Origin of the sequence: Vibrio sp. MM46 (assembly GCF_027587135.1) — a bacterium.
Taxonomy (GTDB): Bacteria; Pseudomonadota; Gammaproteobacteria; order Enterobacterales; family Vibrionaceae; genus Vibrio; species Vibrio harveyi.
Genome location: NZ_JAPPTO010000002.1, coordinates 59,550 through 81,783 on the forward strand (window position 1 = coordinate 59,550; position 22,234 = coordinate 81,783).

Here is a 22,234-nt window from a genome sequence, read left to right on the forward strand (position 1 = left end):
TCTTTTGTAATGTCACAACTTTAGTTCAAGAAACAAAAAAAGGTCGATGCTTTTCAGCATCGACCTTTGTTCTATCACTTAAAGTGCTAATTCAATCAGTCTTATAGAGACTCAGTGAATGTACGTGCGATTACGTCAGCTTGTTGCTCTGCAGTTAGAGAGTTGAAGCGTACAGCGTAACCAGATACACGGATTGTTAGCTGAGGGTATTTCTCTGGGTGCTTAACAGCGTCTTCTAGAGTTTCGCGGTTAAGAACGTTCACGTTTAGGTGTTGACCACCTTCGATACCAGATTCATGGTGGAAGTAACCATCCATTAGACCAGCAAGGTTAGCACGTTGTGAACCTTCATCTTTACCTAGAGCGTTAGGTACGATAGAGAACGTGTAAGAGATACCATCTTTAGCGTGAGCAAACGGTAGTTTACCTACAGACGTTAGAGACGCTACAGCACCTTTTTCGTCACGACCGTGCATTGGGTTAGCACCTGGTGCGAAAGGAGCACCTGCGCGACGACCGTCAGGCGTGTTACCAGTCTTCTTACCGTATACCACGTTTGAAGTGATAGTTAGGATAGACTGAGTAGGGATTGCGTCACGGTAAGTCTTAAGCTGACGAATCTTGTTCATGAACACTTCAACAAGTTCACAAGCGATGTCATCTACGCGAGCATCGTTGTTACCGAATTTAGGGTAGTCGCCTTCGATTTCGAAGTCGATTGCTACGCCATCTTCGTCACGAACTGGTTTAACTTTCGCGAATTTGATTGCAGATAGTGAGTCAGCTGCAACAGATAGACCTGCGATACCACAAGCCATAGTACGGCGAACGTCACGGTCATGTAGAGCCATTAGCGCAGCTTCGTAGCTGTACTTGTCGTGCATGAAGTGGATGCTGTTTAGTGCAGTCACGTACTGCTTAGCTAGCCAATCCATGAAGTGGTCTAGTTTGCCCCATACATCGTCGAAGTCTAGAACTTCGTCAGTGATCTTAGGCATTTGAGGACCAACTTGGATCTTCAGTTTCTCATCCACACCGCCGTTGATAACGTATAGAAGAGTCTTAGCTAGGTTAGCGCGAGCGCCGAAGAATTGCATGTGCTTACCAATGATCATTGGAGATACACAACATGCGATTGCGTAATCATCAGACTCGAAGTCTGGACGCATTAGATCGTCGTTCTCGTACTGGATTGATGAAGTATCGATAGATACTTTTGCACAGAACTTCTTGAAGCCTTCAGGTAGTTGCTCAGACCAAAGAACAGTGATGTTTGGCTCTGGAGAAGGACCCATTGTGTATAGAGAGTTTAGGAAACGGAAGTTTGAACGTGTAACTAGCGTACGACCGTCAAGACCCATACCACCCATAGACTCTGTTGCCCAGATTGGGTCGCCAGAGAATAGATCATCGTACTCAGGAGTACGTAGGAAACGAACCATACGTAGTTTCATTACGAAGTGGTCGATCATTTCCTGTGCGTCAACTTCAGTGATCTTACCTTCAGCGATATCACGTTCGATGTAGATATCTAGGAAAGTAGAAGTACGACCTAGAGACATTGCTGCGCCGTTTTGAGATTTAACAGCTGCTAGGTAACCGAAGTAAGTCCACTGGATAGCTTCTTGTGCAGTTTCAGCTGGACGAGAGATGTCACAGCCGTATTTCGCAGCCATAACTTTCATTTGACCAAGTGCACGGTGCTGCTCAGCGATCTCTTCGCGAAGCTGCATAGTCATCTGTAGATCTTCACCGTTCTCAAAACGCTCTTGTAGAGACTTGAATTGAGCTAGCTTGTCTTGCATTAGACGGTCGATACCGTATAGAGCAACACGACGGTAGTCACCGATGATACGACCACGACCGTAAGCATCTGGAAGACCAGTTAGAACGCCTGATTTACGACATGCTAGGATATCTGGAGTGTAGATATCGAATACGCCAGCGTTGTGCGTTTTACGGTATTCTGTGAAGATTTTCTTAACTTGTGGGTCAAGCTCGCGATCGTAAGCTTTGCAAGAACCTTCAACCATACGGATACCACCGTTAGGGATGATTGCACGCTTAAGAGGAGCTTCAGTTTGTAGACCTACGATAGTTTCTAGGTCTTTTTCGATGTAGCCTGCATCGTGAGCAGTGATGGTAGAGATAACTGAAGTATCGAAATCAACAGGAGCGTGAGTCGCGTTCTCTTGTTTGATACCTTCCATTACCTTAGCCCAAAGCTTGTTAGTCGCTTCAGTACCTTCAGAAACTAGGAAAGATTCGTCGCCTTCGTACGGAGTGTAGTTCTTCTGAATGAAATCACGAACGTTTACTTCGTTTTGCCAGTCGCCTGCAGCAAAACCTTCCCAAGCTTTAGCAAATTGCTCTGCCATGACATACCTACCTTTGTAGTAGAAAAAAATACGTACTGGTTCGCCGTTGAGCCAGCTATCTCCACTGTTAAACGGAGAACAGTACACTCTTAATGAATAACAATATTTATAGTCTTAAATAAGAAAGAGTGGGTCATAAAACTATAAATATTGTCACTGCTAACAATGTGGGTTCTTCCCAACCACAATTCAAGGCTACACTAAAAAAATTTTGCAAACCTTAAACTAAATCAATAAATCCTAAAAAATCTCGATAAAAATTGGGTAGCGACGAGCGCTACCCACACAATTTTTGAACGAATGTCATTATAGCCAAGCTTTAATGCCATATTGTCCTTCTAGCATACCTACTGCAAGCATAGCGACTAAACAGATAACAAGTACACCTACAGGGATCACAATCTTATCGACAAAGGATAGACGAGAAGCGCGCTCTTTATCACCAATCAGACCATTGTTGTCTAGCAGCATAGTCAGTGCCCAAGCAAGAACTGGGTTAACGACTGCAGAACCAAAGATACAGATACCTGCTGCTTGAGAATCTTTTGAGTCTTTCACCATCTGCATACCTGCTTCAAGTAGAGGTAGAGATACACCTACAAGAAGAGCAACACGCATTACTGGTGGCCATACTGCGATATCCATTGGGAAACCAAGGATTGCGATGATCATTACCAGAAGACCAAGAAGGATTGCACCGCCAGGGATAGGGCGTTTTGCGATCGCTGCTGGGATCATGTAAGTACCCCAAGATGAAGTGATGTTACCACCACCTACTGCTGTACCTACCATCTGACGGATAGAACACATTGTCATTGTGTCATCTACGTCCATCAATACTTTTTCGGTCTTTTTAGGGTAGTTCAATTCTTGGAAGATACGGTGACCTAGGAAGTCAGGAGACCACATTGCCACGGCAAGAATTGCAAATGGTAGAGATGCGATGAAGTGTTCCATGTTAGGAAGACCTAGCATCCAACCTTCTTCAGTACTGCCCCACCAGTAAACTGGGTTTAGGTTAGGAAGACCGGTTTCAGTGACGAATTTAATATCGAAACCTGCACCAAGTACTAAAGCGATTGCAAGACCAGTGAAAGCACACACCGGAATAGCAAGCCAACGCTTGTTCACTTTTGCAAGGAATGCGTATAGTGCGATAGTGACTGCCAGTACGATCAGACCAACATAGCCCATGCTACCAGCTTCAACAGTAGAAGATTGTAGACCAACTGCCCATTCTTGAATCGAAGTAATCTGGCTCATGGTACCAGTCAAACCCAAGAAGATAAGCAAGCCACCGGCTGTACCTTCCGAGGTGAGGTTCACCAGTTTGGAGCCGCCTTTTAGGAAACTCAATAGAAGACCGAACACACCGATTAGAATTGCCAATGCAAGAGGGTGAGCACCAGCAAGAGCGATGGTACCAATAAGAGGGATCATTGGACCGTGGTTACCTGCAAGGTTGGCTTTAGGGTTAATAAAACCAGAAGCAAGTACACAGAAAAGAAGTGCAGGGATAAGCATTTCTACACGTGCAACTTCGATAGCAAAATCTTTGCCCAAGTTGACGTGGTCCCATGCTGCAGTAAGACCTTCAGCCCAAGACATCATTACCGCAGAGTACATTGCGATAATACCGATAGTACCAGCAAGTGCTGGAACAAGGTCTTCAAGCTCAAAGCGGAAGTCACGACCTGGCAAGTTCAAGCCAAATCGACGTGGCTTCATAATTTGTAGTTCGTGGTCTAGGTAGTCTGAACGGCTTGCGAACTCAGATGATGGACGATGAAGCTCGCGGTAGCTTTTAGTCTCAATATCCGAATCAGAGTGCGCTTTATTAACTGCGTCTGACATAGATTCCTCATATATTTAAAAGTTATGAATTCTAAATTGAATTGTGTTTTTCCGCTTCCTGCGGCACGTCCTATGCTAGCTATTATTAGATTTTGTCACACGAATATCTCGTGCCTAAGCATAGCTAATAACTTGTTGTGTTGAGGCACAAAAAATTCCTCATCATTGGGGCGGAGTCTAACAAGATAGCCCTTTGGGGTGATTGATTTAGATCACTTTAAGAATAGATGTGAAAGAAAACTACAGAAAGTGTCTGGCATGCGAACAACTTGGTTATTTCGTGTGTAATTCGATTACACAAGTTGCATAAAATTAGATGTGGTTCTGCGGAAATAATACTCAACGATATTTATTGATATCATTCATGAGTGATATTAAAAGCTGGCTTTATTCTTGCTTAGTACCGAGCAAAGACGATTTTTTGGCTAACCATTGCCGCTCAGTTTAGGAAGAAGACATGAAACAGCTTAAAGTACTGCCGCTAGTGGCAATCATTTCGGGATTAATGGTCGGTTGCGGTGGCGGCGGCGGTGGCGGTGGTGGCAGTTCTACACCGAGAACTACATTCACTTTTACTTTTGCTGCCCCAAATGTCATCAGTGAAGCAAACGCACAAAAAGATAGTTGTACTGTTTACGAGCGTAGAGTAGATGGTAATGGCATCAATCAAGTATTAACTTATCAACCAGCTGTAAGTGCACAGTTGACAGGGGATAAGGTTGTTGGTTTCTATTCTGACAAGAATGGTGTCCGTCAAGGCGACTTTATCTACCCATCAGGCACTACTTTAAAATTTGTTCTAGAAGACATTCCTGAGGATGGCTACTTTACTTATCAGTTGCTTGATGCTTCTGGAACCGTATTTACGGCAAACAGCTTTAGTCGAGACTTTTTACAGGACAATAACCTTAGAAACTCAACGTTCTCGATGAATCGAGAGGCGGTGTCTGCTTGTAACAAAAATGGTAACTTTAATAAGACTACCCGAACCGATCTTAACTATGTGGCAACAGAAGCTGGTGGCTTAGAGTACAACTTTATATCTCAAGTTGCTAAAGAGTCTAAGCCTGCTTATTCCATTGACTCTTTGGATGTGAGAGCTATTGGTTCGAAGATGGAGTCGACAGTCGTGCTGCAATATGCGGACGCAGCGAAAACAGAACTGCACCAATATGGTATTCGCGATTGGTCAAGTGAATCACCATTGCCGTTGGTTGGCATGACTGGTTCTTCACCAATCTTGAACCCAACATCTTTTAAATATGACACTTTAGACATCAGTGTACTGGTTGGTGATTACAACTACGAAGTTGCAGAGTTACCTATGTCAACGACGAAGTTCTACCACCCGCTTGAACCTAAAACGGAAACTTGGACTTACAGTGTTGCAGCTGAAAAACCGATCAATGGTTGGACAGTTGCGCTGAACCAAAAGATGTACCAGGACGCAAAATGGGATATCTCAATTGATCCAAGCGCTTACTACAACCTAAATGCTCTGCCTGCAGCGCATGTGGTGAGAGGTTCAACGATTGATACTGGTTTTGCTTTCAATGACCAAGATAAAGGCTTTAGCCGCCTCGCATATCGTGCAGAGTCTAACTCTGGAACACTACACCGAGTAACACACAAGATATTTACAACTTTAGAGAGTGATGTCGTTGTTCCGGAATTGTACTACTACACATTCGATGACAGTGTGAAGCAAGATTTGAAAGTTTCTTCTACCAGTGATTACTCACAATCTATTGTCGTGGAGTCTGCTGAAGCAAACCTAAATAGCTATGACTTTGTTTCTCTTTTCTCTCATGGTGATGTGACCGATCTTAAAGTGGATCACGATGGTCTTGTGATCAGTGAAGTTGATTCTGAGAAGGTCAATACGAATGCTCAGAAGTCTGACTTTATGGTGTTGATTAAGTAATAATTAACATTTTTACAAAAAAGAGCCCCTTCCTGTGAGGGGCTTTTTTATGTCTAATATTCAGCATTAAAAGAATATATTGCTAAAAATTGCATATTCATTTGATTGTTGTATCTATCTATTCGAATTATTTAGGTTAATAATTTGTTGCAACTTGCGATGGGTGGTGATAGTTTGTTCCAATTCAAAGAGGGCGGAGTCCCTTAATTGCAGTGACAAAAACACAGGGAGTAAGGCGCATGAATGATGTACCAGCGCTAGATATAAAAGACCTGCACAAAACATTTGGACAAAATGAAGTCTTGAAAGGCATTTCACTTGCCGCTCATAAAGGTGATGTTATCTCCATCATCGGCTCTTCCGGTTCAGGTAAGAGTACCTTCCTTAGATGTATTAACCTTCTTGAAACTCCGACCGCCGGTGAAATTTGGGTAAATGGTGAACTTATCCAGATGAAGAACAACCGAGCAGGAGAGTCAGTTCCAGCTAATGAGAAACAAGTTCAGCGCATTCGCTCTCGTTTAGCCATGGTGTTTCAAGGTTTTAATCTTTGGTCACATCTAACCGTTCTAGAAAATGTGATTGAAGCACCAGTTCATGTGCTTGGCGTACCGAAAGCTCAAGCCATCGAAAACGCTGAACTACTTTTGAAAAAAGTGGGATTGTACGAACGTAAAGATTACTACCCTGGACATCTATCCGGAGGTCAACAACAACGTGCTGCTATTGCTCGTGCTCTTGCTGTTGATCCAGAAGTGATGTTGTTCGATGAGCCGACCTCAGCACTCGATCCTGAGTTGGTTGGTGAGGTGTTAGGAGTAATGCGAGATTTGGCAGATGAAGGGCGAACGATGTTGGTCGTTACCCATGAAATGGCATTTGCGCGTGACGTATCTAACCATGTGATGTTTTTACATCAAGGCTTAGTGGAAGAACAGGGAGATCCAGCTAAGCTGTTTACAAACCCAGATTCAGAACGATTACAGCAATTTATCTCATCTATCTACTAATATTTCTTGGGTGGCAGTCTTTTGCCACCCATAAGCACAACAATCAAAACCAAATAAAAGCAATCACAGGAGTATGGAAATGAAAAAGTGGTTATTAGCAGCAACGCTTGCTGCAACAGCAGTGTCTGGTGTCGCTCAAGCGAAAGAATGGAAAACCGTTCGCTTTGGTATTGAAGGCGCTTACCCTCCGTTTAGCTGGACAGAAACGGACGGCTCTCTAAAAGGCTTCGACGTGGATATGGCGAACGCACTTTGTGAAGAGATGAAAGTGAAGTGTCAGATCGTTGCTCAAGATTGGGATGGAATTATTCCTTCTCTACTTGCTCGTAAATACGATGCGATTATTGCTGCAATGTCGATCACTGAAGAACGTAAGAAGAAAGTCGACTTCACAGGAAAATACGCGCTGATTCCAAACAAGTTCATCGCTAAGAAAGGTGCAAACCTAGATTTTGATAACCTTGATGGTCAAAAAATTGCCGTGCAGCGTGCAACGACTCACGACAAATACCTGACAGATAACTATGGCGACAAAGTTGAAATCGTGCGTTACGGATCATTTGACGAAGCGTACCTAGATCTTGCAAACGGTCGTGTTGCGGCAGTGCTTGGTGATGCGTCTGCACTAGAAGAGGGTGTTTTAAACAAAGCTGGTGGCGATGCTTATGAATTTGTTGGTCCTTCACTAACGGATCCTAAGTGGTTTGGTGATGGTTTTGGTATTGCAGTTCGTAAGCAAGACAAGGATCTAACGAAAAAGCTCGATGCAGCTATTTTGTCACTACGTGAAAAAGGTGTTTATCAAGAAATCGCAGGTAAATACTTTAACTACGACGTTTACGGCGAATAAGCTGTAATTAAGCGACCGTTGGCTTGTTCCTAGAAGTAACCAACGGTCGATCTTTTGAGTTTAGGGATTAGGAACTCACCTATGCTGGATCTACAAGGATATGAAGCCTCGATCTTAAAAGGGGCTCTAGTAACCATCGAAGTCGCAGTACTTTCTTTACTTTTAGCGGTCATTCTCGGAATGCTGGGTGCATTGGCGAAGTTGGCACCGTACAAGTGGGCAAGAGCAGTTGCGACGCTTTACACCACCATCATTCGTGGCATCCCTGATTTAGTTCTGATGATGCTTATCTTCTTTGGTGGTCAAATTCTACTTAACAATAGCCTTTACTCGATCAATGAAACACTCAATGAATGGTTTACTGCAAGTGACCCAAATCATGAGTGGACTTCGTATTTGCCAGATTACATCGATGTCAGCCCCTTTATTGCTGGCGTTTTAACCATTGGGTTTATCTTCGGTGCATACATGGCAGAGACGTTTCGTGGCGCTATCATGGCGGTAGACAAGGGTGAACTAGAAGCCGCAAAAGCTTATGGCATGAGCCCGATAATGTCGTTCCGAAGAATTCTATTGCCTCAAATGATCCGACATGCTTTACCAGGCTTTGGTAACAACTGGTTGGTTCTACTGAAAACGACCGCGTTAGTATCCATCATTGGTCTGGAAGATATGGTGCGCATTAGCTCGTTGGCTGCGGGTACAACCAAAATGCCATTCACTTTTTACATGGCGGTTGCAATCATCTTCTTGTTCTTTACCAGTGTTTCAACAGGCTTACTTAAGTTGGTTGAACGCAAATTTAGTATTCACGCGAGGTAAACCATGGATTTTTCATTGATAATTGAAAGTTTCCCGGTCTACCTAGATGGATTGTGGACGACGGTATGGCTTGTTGCGTTAGCACTGGTGATTGGGTTAGCCGTATCGATTCCTCTTGCGATTGCACGTAATAGTGCAAACTACGCACTAAGCCTGCCTTCATGGGCGTTTATTTACTTTTTCCGAGGCACTCCTTTGTTGGTGCAGCTGTATCTGATCTACTACGGCATGGACCAGTTTTTTCCGGTAAAAGACACGCTTTGGGAAAACGCATGGTTTTGTGCGCTGGTGGCGTTTGTTCTCAACACGTCCGCTTATACTGCTGAAATTATTCGCGGGGCAATCAATGGCTTGCCGAAGGGAGAGGTAGAGGCAGCTAAGGCATACGGTATGAGTACGTTTATGACTTACCGTCGCATTATTCTTCCAAGTGCTTTGCGTCGCGCGTTACCTGCCTACTCGAATGAGGTTATCTTCATGCTTCATGGCAGTGCGGTCGCCGGCATCATCACCATTATGGATCTGACAGGTGCAGCCCGTTTGGTGAACTCAAGATACTACGCACCATTTGAGTCATTCTTGACAGCGGGACTCTTCTACATGGCGCTGACATTTATTATTTTGTGGTGCTTCAAAGTGGCAGAGAAGCGCTTCTTGGCGTACCTAAGACCATTGAGCTAACAAGATGGGTTGTTCATTCCACTTCAAGTAGGACAATACAAACATCAAAAAAGAGCGCTTGTTGGCGCTCTTTTTTATTTCTCGTCGATGTTAGTAAGAACTACTTGAAGGTTGACCAGATTGGCGCGTGATCTGAAGGTTTTTCAATGCCTCGTAACTCATAGTCAATATCGGATTCTATGCATTTTTCCGCGAGTGATGGTGTTGCCAAAATAACATCAATACGAAGACCACGGTTATCATCGAAGCCACGCGAACGGTAATCAAACCACGAGAAGCGGTCATCGACTTCAGGGTGTAAGTTACGGAAAGTATCTTCAAAGCCCCAATCTAGAAGCGTTTGCAACCACTCACGCTCTTCTGGTTGGAAAGAACATTTACCCGTTTTCAGCCAACGTTTACGGTTTGGTTCGCCGATACCGATGTCCGCGTCGATTGGGCTGATATTGATGTCGCCCATGACAATCAGCTGCTCATCGTTAGTGTGGTGATCGTTGAGGTAAGTCATCAAGTCTTTGTAGAACTGACGCTTGTATGGATACTTAGTTTCGTGAGCAACGTTATCGCCTTGCGGGAAATAACCGTTAAGAACCGTCACTTTTTCACCGTTTTCATCTTCAAACGTCGCCATGATCATGCGCTTTTGGTGTTCTTCATTATCGGTTGGGAAACCTTTTTGAACGCTGATAGGCTCTTGTTTACATAGCATTGCCACACCGTAATGGGCTTTTTGACCGTGAAAGTAAACTTTGTATCCCATTGCTTCTACATCGTCGATAGGGAAGGCTTCGTCGTGAACTTTGATTTCCTGCAGACCAATCACGTCAGGTTGGTGCTTGTCGATGAGGGCTTGGAGTTGATGCAGACGCGCACGAAGTCCATTGATGTTAAAGCTAATTACTTTCATTTTTTATCCTTCTCAGAGGGCGTGTTTGAGCATGATGTTACCATTGCAAAGGCAAGCTGAAAATGGTTCTCATGTAAACGGAATAAGTTTAAAGAATTGTTAAATATGTAATTGCTATTGTGCCCGCGTATGGTTTAATGAGTCTCAAAAATGAGTTTGCTTGAATAAGGATGTTGTATGCGAACCATATCTGTGCAGTGGAAAATTACATTACTCTCCGGGCTTTGCCTGCTCGTCACTTCTTTATCTTTAATTGGTTTTTCGGTCTACAACGCGCTCGGTAACCAAAAGTTGTTGCAGCGAGAAACTAGCTCTTCTGTTATCGAAAAATCTGAACAACTCCTACAGACACGAGCGTTATTAAACGCGACGGAAGTGTCTGAGTATCTCAATGAAGCGACTTACCGCGCTGAAATGTTGGCAGCAAATGCGCTGTTTTTTAAAACCAACTCGGAAGAGAATTTTGGCAGTAGTGAAGATCTTCGCTCCGCTCTGAATGAAATGATTCGTCAGGCAGTGTTACGCTTTGACACGATACAAGCGGCTTATCTGGTGTTTAACCCAGACATGCTCGACAGTGAGGATGCCAACTATCGAAGTGCCGATTACGTCGGTTCTAATGAAGTCGGTCGGTTTGCAACCTATTGGTCCAAAGCGAGCAATGGTGAAAACGTGTTAGCGAGTACGATAAGTGAGCAAGCCTTGAATGAGAACGACAATGCTGAGAGCTTTTACTGTCCGCTCTCGTCTGGTCAAACTTGCATTGCATCGCCGCGGGTTAACACCAACGATGCTGGTTCCTTCTTAACAACATCGATCTCCATTCCACTCATCGTCGAGAGTATGCCGATTGGCTTCTTGGGTATAGAGCTACGATTAGACCAGTTAGCGAGCATTGCGATTAATTCTGATCAGAGCTTGTTTGCTGGTGCTGGAAAGGTATCAATGATCAGTCTCGATGGAACTTTGTTAGCGTCAGATAGTAACACTGATTCCCCTGGACAGCCTTTTTCGAGTTCCACCATTTCTAATGACAATCTCACTGATTTATTGTTTGGCGGTGAAGCCAAGGTTGAATGGGATGCCTCTGGTGAGTGGATGACGGTCTTTTCGCCTATCCAAATAGCGAATCAAACGTGGGGTGTGATCTTTGAAATGCCTCGTTCTGCAGTGCTTGCTGATGCGGATCAGTTAGACGCTTTGATTACCAATAAGATGCAAGACGGCGTTATTATTGAATTAAGTGTTGGTGTCGCACTTGTCGTTGTTGGACTGATTACAACCGGACTGCTGGCTAAGACCTTAGTGAAGCCGATTCGAGAAGTTGTCGCTCGTTTGGAAGATATTTCGACAGGGGAAGGAGACTTAACTCAGCGTTTGGAAGCTAAAACAGACGATGAAATTGGTCAACTTGCGAGGGCGTTCAATCGATTTCTTGAGCGTTTGCAATTAACGATTAAAGAAGTCGCAGAAACATCTCGACAAATTGCAGATAAGACCGAACATGCAAAACACGTTGTAGCCGTTACTCGAAATAGCAGTGATGCGCAGTTTAAAGAAGTTGATTTAGTCGCGACTGCTGCTGAAGAAATGACGCAAACAGCGGCTTTGGTGGTACAAAATGCCGAAGTTGCGGTAAAGGCGGCTGGTGAGGCGAGTGAATCTGCAGAAAACGGTCAGAAAGTGATCTTGGCGTCTGAAGCTCAGATGCAAAAACTATTATTAACCATGATGAATGCCGTCCCGGTTGTAGAAGAGCTAGCGAAGAACAACGCCAGCATTACCGAAATTCTTTCTGTTATTGAAGGCATTTCTGAGCAAACCAACTTGCTAGCTCTCAATGCAGCAATAGAAGCCGCACGAGCTGGTGAACAAGGTCGTGGCTTCGCTGTGGTGGCTGATGAGGTAAGGAGCTTAGCAAGTCGAACTCAAAGTTCGGTGGGTGAAATTCGAGATGTCATTGCTAATGTTCAAAAGGGCACGCAAGCGGTTGTTGAGTCCATTACAGAAGGGAATCAAAGTGCGCAATCCTCTTCTCAACAGGTGAATATGGCGGTAGAAGAATTACAGAAAGTATTTGAGTCAATTGCTGCGATAAGTGATATGAATAATCAGATAGTAAAAGCGGCAGAAGAGCAGCAATCTGTCTCTAATGAGGTGAATCAAAGTGTGGCGAACATTCGCGATCTGAGCAGAGAAATCCTTAATCAAGCGCAAACGTCGGAAAATGCAGGTATCGAGATGACCTCACTTTCTGATCAACAGCAAACCTTAATGTCTCAATTCAAAGTATAGCGTGGTATCAACGCAAACTCAGCTTAAACAAAGAGGAGCGAAATCGCTCCTCTTTTTTGTCTATTTGTTGTCTATCAGTTTGCGTTGATCTTATTTTCAAGATCGCTTTGTACGATCTTAATCGCTTTTAGCGCTATTTTAGGATCGATTTCATTCGTTTCTAGCAAGTAAATTAAATCGACAGCTAGTTTGATCTCTTCTGGGGCATCATCCAGTGATGATTTCGATTCTTCAGACATGCTCAATTGTTCTCTCTTTGGATTACTTGCTTTTCTAGCTCGCTTAATGCTGCTTCACAGCGAATCAGTCGTTGTTTTGCGGTTAATACAGCTTTCTGCGCTTCGGTGTGTAAATGAGCTGGAGCAATGGCAACTATTTGTTGTTTTTCTATAACCATCTCGCGCAAGCGACGAGCCCATTCTTTATGCTGCGCGACTTCTTGTTTTAGTGCATCAAGGGACTTGTCTTGTCGAGCGGATTTCTTAGGCTTTGCTTTAGATATCTCGGCGATAGAAATTTCGCGTTGAATTGCCGTGATTTGGGCAACCAATCGGTCAGTCAGATATTCTGCTCGTTGTGCATTTAACTCACCTTCTTTTTGCTCCTTGATGATGTCGTTTAATGTCGCTCTTGCTTCATTGACACAAGGAACTAACAAACGAGAGCGGCAGCGAAATAGACGTTCATCAAACAGCATTGCCTCATGATGACCTCGCTGATGGTCAAGTGAAGCCGCTTTCTCAGACATTTGTTCTAGACCATTGGAAAGCTGTTTGATGTTCATGATAAGCCTACAAACCACGCATCATAAGCGAGTTTAATTGCTAATACGCTGACAACAGAAACAAACACAGGGCGAATAAATTTAGAACCAAAGCGGATTGCAGAGTGAGCACCAACAAATGCGCCTGCCATTAAACATAAGCCCATTGTTAATCCTAGCACCCAATTTATATGACCCAAAACAGCAAAAGTGACAAGAGAAGTGAAGTTGCTAGTAAAGTTCATCGCCTTTGCTAACCCGGAAGCGAGCAAGATGTTCAACCGATAAAGCGCCATTGAGCTTACAGTCCAAAATGCGCCAGTCCCTGGTCCGGCTAGACCATCGTAGAAGCCGATTGAGAATCCTTGCAGATACTGCTTTTTATTCAACATTGGGCATGGTTCGGGGGTCGGGCTCTGGTGAGTCGATTGTGGAGCTTTATGGAACACGGTATACATCGCGGCAGCAAGAATAATGAGAGGTAAAACCTTCTCTAGCCATTCAGTACTGATTGCGTCGACAAACAATGTGCCGAGCGTGGCACCAACAAGAGTCGCCACAAACGCTCGTCCCCAGCATTGTGGTTTAAACAAACGCTTCTTGTAGTATGTGAAAGCGGCAGTAGAAGAGGCAAACGATGCTGCCAGTTTATTTGTGCCCAATGCAATGTGCGGAGGGAGTCCCAATGACAATAAGGCAGGGACGGTGAGCATACCGCCACCGCCTGCAACCGCATCGATAAATCCAGCAACAAAAGCGACGAGCGCCAAAACCAACAGCATGGTTGGCTCAATCATTTCCATAAATCGTTATTCTTCTAATATTCTATCTTGCGTTTAAATGGCGGCAACGAGTCAATTAAGGCTTGCCCGTAGCGTTTTGTTATCAAACGTCTATCAAGGATGGTCACTCTACCAGAATCGCGCTCTTTGCGCAGTAAACGACCGACACTTTGAATCAGTTTTTTGCTCGCATCAGGCACAGTAATTTGCATGAATGGGTTGCCCCCTTTCTTTTCTATGTACTCTGAGTGCGCTTGCTCTACGGGTGAGGTAGGGACACCAAAAGGAATCTTAGTAATGACCAAGTTTTCCAATAGCTCTCCTGGTAAATCAAGACCTTCCGAGAAGCTACCCGTGCCAAAGAGAATACTGGTTTTCTGTTGGTCGACGAGCTTTTTATGTTTTTTTAGAATTTCTGCACGTGAACTTTCGCCTTGTACTTGCAGTGCCCAGCCTCGTTTTACAAAATCAGTACTTAGAGCATCTGCGACTTGGTTCATCTGCCAATATGACGAGAATAATACCAAGTTCGCTTTGTTGTCTTCTAAATACTTAGGCAAAATTTCAATAAGATATTCGGTAAACTGTGGCGCTTGAGGTTCATACTTCATCGCAGGGATTAAAAGCTCCGCTTGGTTCTGATAATCAAACGGTGACGCCAAGGCTAAAAACTGTGTACCTGACTCAGGTTTTGCGTCTACTCCCACTTGATGGCAAAAGTAATGGAATGAATTCAGTGCACGCATCGTAGCAGAGACTAATACCGCACCGATACAACGACTCCAGATTTGTTGATCAAGTTGCCAGCCGATTTCCAAAGGTGAAACGCTCACAATATAGTCACCTTCACGATCTGGGTGCTTCTCAAGCCACCTTGCTAACGGTGCCCCTTTTTCTCGTGTTGGCTCTGCCATCAAGTTCCAAACTTGAGCAAGATTTTCTAAGCGCTGAATGTAGAACCCCAATTCAGCCAGAGCTGGCTCTGCTAACCTTGAAGAAAGTTCCCCGTCTTTTACTCGCTCAGCAATCAAATCCGCAATTTTCGCGACACTTTGGTTTGCTTTTTTACTGAGCTGTTTTAAATCTTTAGATTGATTTTCTAACCAAGTTGGAAGTTCGCCATGTTCAAAGCGATAGATGTTTTCTTCAAATTGGTTTGGGTCAAATTGCTTTGTTAATTGGCTAAGCGCGGGAATGAGTTCTTGTACCGACTCCTGCAAGTCATTGCGAAAGCGTGCGACGCGTTTCTCGTCTGCCAATGATGAGAATTTGCTGGTGGACTGATTGAGTTTTTCTAACCAAGCTGCCGCTCCTTTTAAGCTTGCAGATGCGGAAGCGTGGTCTCGTGCGACGTGCGGAAGATGATGCGCCTCATCAAAGACATAAATAGTATTTTCCGGCTCGGGCAGAATTACGCCACCACCCAGATCGGCGTCTGCCATTACTAATGAATGGTTTGCGATGATGACATCATTTTTATCCAGTTCTGAACGTGCTTTTTGGAAAGGGCAGTTACGATGAGCTGGTAGGCTGTTATTACAGCTGTGCTTGTCACTGACAATCAATTGCCAGATATGGTCATCAATAGGTTTTGGCCAGGAGTCGCGGTCGCCATCCCATTTGCCTTGAGCAAGAGAACGGTACATGGTTTCCAACAAATCAATGTCTTTCTTTTTTGGCTTAGTCTCAAACATGGCAAGTTGTCCGCCATCGACACCACTTGCCGTTGCGAGTTTCTCCGCGCAGCAATAACGTTGGCGCCCTTTTGCCAGAATAAAAGAAAACTCGCGGTCGGTAATACGACGAAATAATGGGAGATCTTTATTCACCAACTGTTCTTGCAACGCGACTGTTGCAGTCGAAATCACGACTTTTCGGTTGTTGTAGACTGCCACGGGAATAACCGCCATCAGATATGACAATGACTTACCGATCCCTGTTCCTGCTTCTGCAACAAGCATTCTATTCGATTTGTGGTATTGCCCGCACAACGTCTTAGCAATCTCTGCGACTAGGTAATTTTGCGCTCTTCGAGGTACAAAGTTATCCAGTTGAGCTTGTAAGTTCTGGTAGCTGGTTCTGATCGATTTTTGGATGTTACTAGTTAGCATAAGTGCCTCAAACGCGTGGGGCGCGCATAGTAGCACACATCACTAGTTGTACTGTAGTTCACAAAACGGAATGCTTTTATGTGGAATGTAGATCTTGTTCACAAAAAAATATTGAACTCAATCTAAATGAAAATAATTTCATTAGTTGAAAAATATAAAGCTTCAAAAATACCATTTGACCAGAATTTTATTCTGAATTAATTCGGTTTTTTGTTATTGTAAGGTTGTTTATCTCTTTTGTTTATCTTTTGCTAAATTAAGAAAAATCAAGTCGATTGTTTAGAACTTCATCGAATAATTGAAACTTAAATTTTTATGTTACTGTAAAATAAAGATTTTTTTGTTTTTTGATGTTGTGGTTTAGAAAATTTGACAGCCAGAATAATCTTTTGCACTCTAGTGCCCAGATTTTGCAGGTAAAGCATTGTTGCGATTTGATAACAAGCGACCTCAAAAATATAAAAAAGGGAATCGGAAAGGATATCCCAATCTAAGAAAAGGCAGTGGATTAATTATGAAAAAGACTCTAGTAGCTCTTGCAGTAGCAGGCATCTCTACGTCTGCACTAGCAGCAGGCAACATCTACGACAACGGTACAACTTCTTTCAACCTTAAGGGTGAGATCGATACTTACCTAAGTACAAGAGAAGCTAAGCTAGCAGGCAAGCAAATCAAGAAAAACGACCTTGACATTGACCTATGGGCAAAAGTTCAAGTTGATGCTACTCATAAAATCAACGATGACGTTAAAGTGTTTGGCTCATTTGAGCTAGAAATCGGTAACGGTTTCGGTTACGACGCAGACAACAAGGCAGACAACAAGGTTAGCACAGACGACCTTTACTTTGGTGCTTACTTCGGTGATAACTGGGGTGTTGCTGTTGGTGAAATTGGTGACTTCGGTGACTCTCTAGACGCGATCACAATCGACAACACTAACGAAGGTTACGGTTACGCTGATGACTTCCTAGGTTCTCTTGAAAGTGCTGGTCACGCAGTATCTGTTAAGGGCAGCTTTGACCAGCTTACTGTTATTGCAGATGCATACTTAAATCAAGACGAAAATGTTGATACTGCATTCGGTCTATCTGCACAATACGTAATCAACGACATGTTCACCGTAGGTGCTTCTTACCAAGATCAAGGTAAAGCAGAAGTTAAATTCGCTGATGTTAAAACGACTGTAGACCACAAAATTTTGGGTATCGCAGCTCGCTTCAACATGGATAACTTCTCTACAGCGGTTAACTACATTGCTGAAGAGTGGGACAACGTTGACGTAAACACTTGGTCTGCTGTTGCTGCATACCAAATGAATGAAGCTCGAGTTTACACTTCATTCGGTTTCACTGATATTGATGACTCAGACGCAGATGCTAACTACTACACGTTTGGTGCTGATTACGCAGTGACTAGCAACGTTCTTTCATTCCTAGAATACTCAGTAGCAGAAGCTGACAACGGCACTGCGAAACTTGAAGATACTCTAGTTCTTGCTGGTGTTTACTACACGTTCTAATTACTGAACTTAAGTAGATATAGTAAAAGGTCGCAGCTATTGCGACCTTTTTTCTATAGAGTATATAAGCAAATCCTTCTTGAACTCTGGTTAATGTGAAAGAGTGTGAAACGTCAAGGATTGAGTGCGTTTACCAATTATCTACAGTCAATGATGTAGAAATGATTGGCTTTTCAGCAATGATTTCCTCAAACTGTGATGAATCGTAAGCGATATTTAACTCTTTTGATGTAATTAATTGAATTTTAAGGTTATTAGGATATGAGACTAAAAGCTTGGACTGTAGCATTTGTGCTTGGGTTGTTTGGTACAACAGCGAACGCAGACACAACAAATAAAGCTGATACTTCAGCAACCTTAACTACCGCTCAAGGCGTTCAAGTGCTGTTTGTAAATGGCGTTGATGCGGACGATTTGAGTGCACCGTTTCCCCTAGTTGAAGGCTCAAACCAAATCGTAGTTAAAGTTAATAAGGGGATTGGTCGTGGTGAAAAGCGTACCCAAGTTAAATCCTCACCATATATTATCGGCTTGAGTGCGGGTGCAGGAAAGCTATACATTGATGCGCCGTCTTTTAGAGAGCAACGTCAGGCTGAGAAGTTGTTCGAACAAGACAAAATGGACTGGAAAGTAAGTTTCAACGATAAGTCTATTGATTACTCTCAATATAAAATGCCAGGTGAGAAAGGTGCGTTCCCTTACTCAAACCTAGATGAGCAACTAGCGGAATACAATGAAGCTAATGGCGTTTTCTTTGCTAACGGTAAGAGAGTCGAATTGTCTGAGCTACAAGCAGCGACGGCTGTAACGGCAACTAGCAAAAGCGCGCAAAGAGTAAAATCACCGGTAACAAAAGCGAAGATTGCCTACCTAGAAATGACAGACGAAGAACGTCAGGCATTCATGAAGTGGGTTGCTCAACAATAAATATTATTGGTGACGACAAAAATATAAAAAGCAGGTCTTGACCTGCTTTTTATATTTTTTGATGTGGGTGTTTTTTGATGTGCGAGCTTAGACGAGCTTAGAGAGTGACTTCTCGCCATTCTCCCGGCTTCAAGTCGTCAAGCGCAATATCACCCATGGAGTAACGTACTAAACGCAGTGTCGGGAAGCCAATATGTGCTGTCATTCGTCGTACTTGGCGATTTCGACCTTCAATGATCGTAATTGCTAGCCAAGTTGTAGGAATATTAGCTCTAAACCGAACGGGCGGATTTCTATCCCAGATCTTTGGTTCAGGCATCACTTCTACTTTTGCTGGTAATGTCATGCCATCTTTCAATTCAACACCTTTACGAAGTTTTTCCAAGTCCTCTTCATTAGGTGCTCCATCTACTTGTACCCAGTAAGTTTTTGGCGACTTTGATTGAGGTTGTGTCAACTTTGCTTGCAAGATGCCATCATTTGTTAGCACCATCAGACCTTCGCTATCTCTATCTAACCGTCCTGCCGCGTATACATCTTTGACAGGGATGTAATCCGCTAACGTTTTACGACCATCTCCATCGGTAAATTGGCTCAACGTATCATAAGGTTTGTTGAAGATGACCACCTTACGGTCTTCTGGTGTAATGCGTGGTTTTGTTGACTTTGATGAACGGGTAGAGCGCCCTGGTCGATTTTTCGCCTGTCCATTTGAATGGTTTGACTTGCCTGAGCGTTTAAAATGGCTCGATTTAGAGTGGTTACTACGGCGACCTTTTTCATGACCCGTGCGAGATGACATGTTAACTACCTTGCAAAAATGTAAATGAACTGTGTTTGAAAGTTTTAAGTTTTCTTCTTATCGGCTATCATTTGCGCGCCTAAAACTAACAAAAGCGCACAGAATAATAGACTATTTCGTGTTATTTGTTTAATGATATAGCCAAGTTGCTTTTAGAGAGGTGTTTTTGCAAAAGAACTTCATGAAAGCAAACTTGGCACAAAGTGCACTCATGGATAGAGAGCCACAGAGCTTCAAACTATAAGAAAGAGTGCAAACCGCATGTCACGTTGGTGAGGAGGAATGCACTACTAACGTTAAGCAATGCGTAAATTCAACGAACTCAGTTGCTGAGTTGTTCAGCTTAGTTGAGTAAAAAATAGGGAAATTTCATGCCTACAGAAAAACCTACAATTATCTACACAATCACTGATGAAGCCCCGGCGTTAGCAACCTATTCATTACTACCAATCATTCAATCGTTTACTGCATCGTCTGGCATTAATGTAGATACTCGTGATATTTCGTTAGCAGGTCGTATCATCGCTAACTTCCCAGAGCATTTAAAAGAAGAACAGCGCATCGGTGACGCGCTAGCAGAACTTGGCGAGTTGGCGAAAACGCCAGAAGCAAACATCATCAAACTTCCAAACATTTCTGCATCTATCCCGCAGTTAAAAGCTGCTATCAAAGAGCTGCAAGCAAAAGGCTATGAGCTACCAAACTACCCAGAAGAGCCGAGCACTTACGAAGAAGAAGCGATTAAAGCGACTTACGACAAAATCAAAGGCAGTGCGGTTAACCCGGTTCTACGCGAAGGTAACTCAGACCGTCGTGCGCCACTTTCAGTAAAGAATTACGCGAAGAAGAACCCGCACTCAATGGGTGCATGGTCAGCGGATTCTCAATCTCATGTTTCAAGCATGGCAGACAACGACTTCTTCGGTAGTGAAAAATCGGTAACCGTTTCTGGTGCTACTGACGTAAAAATTGAATTTGTCGCTGCAGATGGTTCGGTGAAAGAACTTAAATCGGCGTTCCCTTTACAAGACAAAGAAGTGATCGATTGTTCGGTAATGAACAAGAAAGCGCTTGTTGAGTTCTTTGAGAAGGAAATTGCAGAAGCAAAACAGCAAGACGTTCTGCTCTCTCTACACATGAAAGCGACCATGATGAAGGTATCGGATCCAGTTATCTTTGGTCATGCTGTTAAGGTTTACTACAAAGACGTGTTTGCAAAATACGGCAAGCTATTTGAAGAGCTAAGCGTTGATGTAAACAATGGTATCGGTGACGTATACGCGAAGATCGATGCGCTACCTGCTGAACAAAAAGCGGAAATCGAAGCGGCGATCCTTGCGGTATACGAAACACAACCAGCACTCGCGATGGTTGACTCAGATCGCGGTATTACCAACCTGCACGTACCAAGTGACATCATCGTTGATGCTTCTATGCCAGCAATGCTGCGTGCATCTGGTCAAATGTGGGGACCAGACGGCAAACAGAAAGATACTAAAGCAATGATTCCAGATCGTAGCTATGCAGGTATTTACCAAGCGGTTATCGATTTTTGTAAAGAACATGGTGCATTTGACCCAACAACTATGGGTAGCGTACCAAACGTAGGTCTAATGGCTCAGAAAGCTGAAGAATACGGTTCACACGATAAGACATTCATTTTAGATGCAGCAGGTACTGTACGTGTTGTAGATGCTTCTGGTGCGGTTCTTCTTGAGCAAGAAGTAGAAGAAGGTGACATCTTCCGTATGTGTCAGGTCAAAGATGCGCCAATCCAAGATTGGGTGAAACTTGCGGTAACTCGTGCTCGTGCTTCGGGTGCGCCGGCTGTGTTCTGGCTTGATGAAGCGCGTGCTCATGATGCAGAACTTATCAAAAAAGTGAATGCCTACCTTCCAGCACACGACACTTCAGGTCTAGAAATTAAGATCCTTGCGCCAATCGATGCATGTAAATTCTCTCTAGAGCGTATCAAAGAAGGTCTAGATACCATTTCTGTAACGGGTAACGTATTGCGTGATTACCTGACCGATTTGTTCCCAATTTTGGAGCTTGGTACTTCAGCGAAGATGCTATCTATCGTTCCGCTAATGAACGGTGGTGGTCTATTTGAAACGGGAGCAGGAGGTTCGGCACCTAAGCACGTTCAGCAAGTTGAAAAAGAAAACCACTTACGTTGGGATTCTCTAGGTGAGTTCCTTGCGCTGGCAGCTTCTCTAGAGCACCTAAGCTCTATGGCGGGCAATGCGAAGGCTCAAGTTCTTGCTGACGCTCTTGATAAAGCAACAGGCGAGTTCTTAGACGAAAATAAATCACCTTCTCGTAAAGTAGGTGAGTTGGATAACCGTGGTAGCCATTACTACTTAGCATCGTACTGGGCGAAAGCATTGGCTGAGCAAACAGAAGACGCGGATCTTGCAGCAGAGTTTGCTCCTGTCGCAAAAGCGTTGGCAGAGCAAGAGGAAGCGATTGTGTCTGAGCTAAACAACGCGCAGGGTGTAAAAGGCGAGCTAGGTGGTTACTACTCTCTTGATGATTCTCTAGCGTCTACATTGATGCGTCCAAGCGCAACGCTGAACGCTATTATCAATAAATAATCTTGTACACGC

General features: G+C 43.7%; 17 protein-coding genes. 9 read left to right on the forward strand and 8 right to left on the reverse strand.

Annotated elements, in window-relative coordinates:
* Positions 1-101: 101 nt before the first annotated feature.
* The gene (gene pflB / locus OH459_RS02250; protein WP_038898170.1) at positions 102-2,378 is read right to left on the reverse strand and encodes a formate C-acetyltransferase; all 2,277 of its coding nucleotides are present in this window, start codon (positions 2,376-2,378) and stop codon (positions 102-104) included.
* A gap of 306 nt (positions 2,379-2,684) precedes the next feature.
* Positions 2,685-4,232 carry a DUF3360 family protein gene (locus OH459_RS02255; protein WP_005446706.1) on the reverse strand — a complete coding sequence of 516 codons (1,548 nt, stop codon included), beginning with the start codon at positions 4,230-4,232 and terminating at the stop codon, positions 2,685-2,687.
* A gap of 457 nt (positions 4,233-4,689) precedes the next feature.
* Between OH459_RS02255 and OH459_RS02260 the strand changes: the two genes are divergently transcribed.
* From OH459_RS02260 to OH459_RS02280, 5 genes are all read left to right on the forward strand, one after another.
* Positions 4,690-6,156 (forward strand): hypothetical protein, encoded by a 1,467-nt coding sequence (locus OH459_RS02260; protein ID WP_009698307.1) that lies wholly within the window; start codon positions 4,690-4,692, stop codon positions 6,154-6,156.
* A 239-nt stretch (positions 6,157-6,395) separates the two neighbouring features.
* Positions 6,396-7,166: an ABC transporter ATP-binding protein gene (locus tag OH459_RS02265; protein ID WP_005446708.1), complete on the forward strand. Its 771-nt coding sequence runs from the start codon at positions 6,396-6,398 to the stop codon at positions 7,164-7,166.
* Positions 7,167-7,245: 79 nt separating this feature from the next.
* Entirely contained in the window at positions 7,246-8,016 is a 771-nt protein-coding gene (locus tag OH459_RS02270; RefSeq protein WP_009698306.1) for an ABC transporter substrate-binding protein, read from the forward strand.
* An 81-nt stretch (positions 8,017-8,097) separates the two neighbouring features.
* Positions 8,098-8,838: an ABC transporter permease gene (locus OH459_RS02275; RefSeq protein WP_005446710.1), complete on the forward strand. Its 741-nt coding sequence runs from the start codon at positions 8,098-8,100 to the stop codon at positions 8,836-8,838.
* A gap of 3 nt (positions 8,839-8,841) precedes the next feature.
* Positions 8,842-9,519 (forward strand): ABC transporter permease, encoded by a 678-nt coding sequence (locus tag OH459_RS02280; RefSeq protein ID WP_005446711.1) that lies wholly within the window; start codon positions 8,842-8,844, stop codon positions 9,517-9,519.
* Positions 9,520-9,619: 100 nt separating this feature from the next.
* On the opposite strand, the gene xthA is transcribed toward OH459_RS02280, so the two are convergent.
* Positions 9,620-10,426 (reverse strand): exodeoxyribonuclease III, encoded by an 807-nt coding sequence (xthA, locus tag OH459_RS02285; RefSeq protein ID WP_009698305.1) that lies wholly within the window; start codon positions 10,424-10,426, stop codon positions 9,620-9,622.
* A 177-nt stretch (positions 10,427-10,603) separates the two neighbouring features.
* Between xthA and OH459_RS02290 the strand changes: the two genes are divergently transcribed.
* A complete protein-coding gene (locus OH459_RS02290; protein ID WP_269985219.1) occupies positions 10,604-12,721 on the forward strand; it encodes a methyl-accepting chemotaxis protein in 2,118 nt (705 codons plus the stop codon).
* A gap of 74 nt (positions 12,722-12,795) precedes the next feature.
* Here OH459_RS02290 and rsmS read toward each other — a convergent pair whose 3' ends face one another.
* From rsmS to dinG, 4 genes are read right to left on the reverse strand one after another with little or no spacing between them, the layout of a single operon-like run.
* A complete protein-coding gene (gene rsmS, locus OH459_RS02295; protein ID WP_269985221.1) occupies positions 12,796-12,960 on the reverse strand; it encodes a pleiotropic regulatory protein RsmS in 165 nt (54 codons plus the stop codon).
* Between the two features lie 2 nt (positions 12,961-12,962).
* Positions 12,963-13,505, reverse strand: a complete 543-nt coding sequence (locus OH459_RS02300; RefSeq protein ID WP_269985223.1) for a primosomal replication protein — start codon at positions 13,503-13,505, stop codon at positions 12,963-12,965.
* Positions 13,502-14,287 carry a sulfite exporter TauE/SafE family protein gene (locus OH459_RS02305; RefSeq protein ID WP_269985225.1) on the reverse strand — a complete coding sequence of 262 codons (786 nt, stop codon included), beginning with the start codon at positions 14,285-14,287 and terminating at the stop codon, positions 13,502-13,504. The genes OH459_RS02300 and OH459_RS02305 overlap by 4 nt, the downstream gene beginning before the upstream one ends.
* A gap of 14 nt (positions 14,288-14,301) precedes the next feature.
* Positions 14,302-16,377: an ATP-dependent DNA helicase DinG gene (dinG, locus tag OH459_RS02310; protein WP_050936479.1), complete on the reverse strand. Its 2,076-nt coding sequence runs from the start codon at positions 16,375-16,377 to the stop codon at positions 14,302-14,304.
* 514 nt (positions 16,378-16,891) lie between these two features.
* Between dinG and OH459_RS02315 the strand changes: the two genes are divergently transcribed.
* Both OH459_RS02315 and OH459_RS02320 read left to right on the forward strand, forming a co-directional pair.
* Entirely contained in the window at positions 16,892-17,896 is a 1,005-nt protein-coding gene (locus tag OH459_RS02315; protein WP_269985229.1) for a porin, read from the forward strand.
* 261 nt (positions 17,897-18,157) lie between these two features.
* Positions 18,158-18,823 (forward strand): DUF2057 family protein, encoded by a 666-nt coding sequence (locus OH459_RS02320; protein WP_005449850.1) that lies wholly within the window; start codon positions 18,158-18,160, stop codon positions 18,821-18,823.
* 97 nt (positions 18,824-18,920) lie between these two features.
* Here OH459_RS02320 and OH459_RS02325 read toward each other — a convergent pair whose 3' ends face one another.
* Complete coding sequence (locus OH459_RS02325; protein WP_269985232.1) at positions 18,921-19,625, reverse strand: pseudouridine synthase; 705 nt, start codon at positions 19,623-19,625, stop codon at positions 18,921-18,923.
* A gap of 371 nt (positions 19,626-19,996) precedes the next feature.
* On the opposite strand from OH459_RS02325, the gene OH459_RS02330 reads away from it, so the two are divergent.
* Positions 19,997-22,222, forward strand: coding sequence for an NADP-dependent isocitrate dehydrogenase (locus OH459_RS02330; RefSeq protein ID WP_269985234.1), 2,226 nt, complete (start codon positions 19,997-19,999; stop codon positions 22,220-22,222).
* Positions 22,223-22,234: the final 12 nt, after the last annotated feature.